Genomic DNA, 2,687 nt, shown 5'->3' with positions numbered 1-2,687 from the left:
GCACCCGGCCGAGGCCGTTGTAGCCCATGATCAGGTCCCAGGCGGTGCCGTCCGTGGAGCCGCCGATGTACGGCCGCGACGAGGCGGGCACCAGCGACACCGCCGCGGCCCACCAGAAGCTGGAGACGGCGAGGGCGACCGCGGCGACGGCGAGGTTGCGCACGCGGCGCAGCAGACCGCCCCGCGCCGCGTACAGGTACACGGCGAAGACGGCGGGCAGGGCGATGTAACCCTGGAGCATCTTGGTGTTGAAGGCGAGGCCGAAGCACACGGCCGAGCCGACCAGCGGCAGCAGCCTGCCGTCGCGGACGGCGCGCAGGGCCAGGGCCGCGCCCGCCACCATCAGCAGGACGAGCAGGGTGTCCGGGTTGTTGTCGCGGTTGATGGCGACGGTGATCGGGGTGAGCGCGAGGACGAGCGCGGCGACCGCGGCGGCGCCGTGGCCCCAGATCCGCTTGACGGACGCGTGCACGATCCAGATCGTGCCGAGGGCGGCGGCGATCAGCGGCAGCATCATCTGCCAGGTGCCGTAGCCGAGGACGCGGCAGGAGAGCCCCATGACCATCAGGACGAGGGGCGGCTTGTCCACGGTCAGGAAGTTCCCGGCGTCCAGCGAGCCGAAGAACCACGCCTTCCAGCTCTGCGTGCCGCTGAGCACGGCCGCGCTGTAGAAGCTGTTCAGGCTGGAGGAGGAGAGGTTCCAGGAGTACAGCACGCCGGCCAGGACGAGGATCGCGGCGAGCGCGGGCAGCGACCAGCGGGGCGCCTTCGCGGGCCCGCCGTCCGGCTCGGCGGACGGCGGGGCGGCGGCCTCGGGGGCGCGGGGGTACGGATCGGTGGCTGATGTCACCGGATCATCGTGCGGGCGGGGGGTGGGCGCGGGCTGTGCTGGACCTGGGCCTCAGCTGTGAGCGCGGAACCCTCCGGCCTTGACGGCGGCGACGAACGACGCCCAGCCGACCGGGGGGAAGACCACGGCGGGCCCGTGCGGGACCTTGGAGTCCCGTACGGGTATGCCGGCCGGATGCCCGTCGAGCACTTCGAGACAGCTGCCGCCCTCGTTCCCACTGTGAGATGACTTGCGCCAGCCGGTCAGCGCGTCGGCGTTGAGGATGGTGTGTTCAGCCACGGTGTCCGTAGTCCTTTGCTGTCGCCCTCATCAAGGCAAGTGACTCCTTCAGCGGCATCGCGTCGCCTAGCGCGAGATCGTAGATGCCCTGGAGCCGATCGACCATGGCGGGTGCGTCATGGACCTTGCCCATGTGCAGGCCTTCGCCGTAGGCGACCGGTGGTTGGTCCTCGAACTTCATCAACGTCAGCATGCTCTGCATGAGCGGATGGACGCCGAGTTCGAAGGGGAGCACGTAGACGCGTACCCGACCGCTCTCCGCCAGGCGGACGATGTGCATGAGCTGCTCCGCCATGACGGCGGGGCTGCCGACCACCCGGCGTAGCACGGCCTCGTCCAAAAGCGCCCAGACTACGGGAGTGATGGGATCTTCCAGGATCCTTGCCCGCTCCAGGCGTGTGACAACGAGCCTGTCACATTCCTTTTCACCTACCGGAGGGAACGACGTGCTCAGAACCGCACGTGCGTACCTTTCCGTCTGGAGGATGCCGGGGACGAACGACAGGGCGAACTCCCGGATCATCACCGCCTGTTGTTCGAGCAGGCGGGCCGCCTCGAAGTAGTCGGCGACCGCCGCGTCCTCCGCGGGCAGGAAGCTGCTCAGCACGTTTCCCGTGTTCAGGACCCTGTCGAGGCGCCGCGCGTCCTCGTGTGACGGAACACGGCGGCCCGCCTCGATGTGCGCGATGTGCGAACGCGTCATGACCGCCGCGTCCGCCAGCTCCTGCTGCGTCAGTCCCGCCCCCTCGCGCTGCTGCCGGAGCCAGTCACCGTACGTGTTGGTCATGGCCACCCCTTTGTGCCACATGCCTGGTCACACTCGCCCCCCTGGCGAGCCTAGCTCCGCATGTCTCAGTGTGTGACCGGATCGCTACACAAAGCGAAACCCCCGCGACCGCGCGACCGGTCCGGGGGCATGGCCACCAATCCACAAGGAAGTTGATGACATGGAGCACCGTATCGCCCGGCTCGTCGAGCCGTTGCTGCGATGGCTGTTTCCGGGGGTGGGGCGACACCGCCTGCCGGCCGTCGGGGCGGCGTCGGCGCGCGGACGGCACCGCGCCGTCCCGGGCGCGCGGGGCGCCACCGTTCACCGCACCGGCTGTCGCCCCCTGCGGGGCGAGGACCACGTGATGGTCCGGCCCTACCTCGTCGAGCACGAGCGGCGCGCAGGGGTGGCCGCATGACGGAAAACCGGGCAGGAAGTGTCCGGTTGCTTCCCTGGGCCGGAGAAGGGGGCAAGCCCTGCTACCTCGTGGGGGACGGGACGGGCGCCCTCTCCCGTGTGGCGGACCGCGTCGAGAGCGTGCAGCTCGGTATGTCGGCCGGGCTCCTGGACCACGCCGCCGACCTGCTCTCCGACGAGCGGGCCACCGCGGAACAACTCCGGTTCCTCGCGCAATGCCTGACGGAGGCTCTGACCGACGTGCACCGGATCGCCGTGAGCCGGGGCCTGGCATCGCGGGGCCGCTGTCCGGAATTCACGGCCGATACCCCCGCCCTCAACCCGCCGCCCCTACGGTGACGCCATGCGTCTGCGATCCGTCCTCTCCGCCCT

At 70.1% G+C, this 2,687-nt stretch carries 5 protein-coding genes; 2 read left to right on the top strand and 3 right to left on the bottom strand.

Translation table 11 applies throughout. From position 1 onward, the window contains the following. The 3 genes from FGF04_RS38740 to FGF04_RS38730 all read right to left on the bottom strand — a co-directional run. A partial coding sequence (locus FGF04_RS38740; RefSeq protein ID WP_188114417.1) for an ArnT family glycosyltransferase occupies positions 1-850 on the bottom strand: 850 nt, incomplete at its 3' end. A 51-nt stretch (positions 851-901) separates the two neighbouring features. Then, positions 902-1,129 carry a DUF397 domain-containing protein gene (locus FGF04_RS38735; protein ID WP_149516082.1) on the bottom strand — a complete coding sequence of 76 codons (228 nt, stop codon included), beginning with the start codon at positions 1,127-1,129 and terminating at the stop codon, positions 902-904. After that, complete coding sequence (locus FGF04_RS38730) at positions 1,122-1,916, bottom strand: helix-turn-helix domain-containing protein (RefSeq protein ID WP_149516081.1); 795 nt, start codon at positions 1,914-1,916, stop codon at positions 1,122-1,124. The genes FGF04_RS38735 and FGF04_RS38730 overlap by 8 nt, the downstream gene beginning before the upstream one ends. Positions 1,917-2,076: 160 nt before the next feature. Between FGF04_RS38730 and FGF04_RS38725 the strand changes: the two genes are divergently transcribed. Together FGF04_RS38725 and FGF04_RS38720 are read left to right on the top strand one after the other, a co-directional pair. Continuing rightward, positions 2,077-2,316: a hypothetical protein gene (locus FGF04_RS38725; protein WP_149516080.1), complete on the top strand. Its 240-nt coding sequence runs from the start codon at positions 2,077-2,079 to the stop codon at positions 2,314-2,316. Next, on the top strand, positions 2,313-2,654 hold the full coding sequence (locus tag FGF04_RS38720; RefSeq protein ID WP_149516079.1) for a hypothetical protein: 342 nt from the start codon (positions 2,313-2,315) through the stop codon (positions 2,652-2,654). Before FGF04_RS38725 ends, FGF04_RS38720 begins: the two co-directional genes overlap by 4 nt. The last annotated feature ends 33 nt before the right edge of the window (positions 2,655-2,687 follow it).

The sequence above is a fragment of the Streptomyces apricus genome, assembly GCF_008369065.1.
Lineage (GTDB): Bacteria > Actinomycetota > Actinomycetes > Streptomycetales > Streptomycetaceae > Streptomyces > Streptomyces apricus.
Note: the sequence above shows the minus strand (reverse complement) of the source record. Positions and strands in the feature narration are given on the sequence as shown.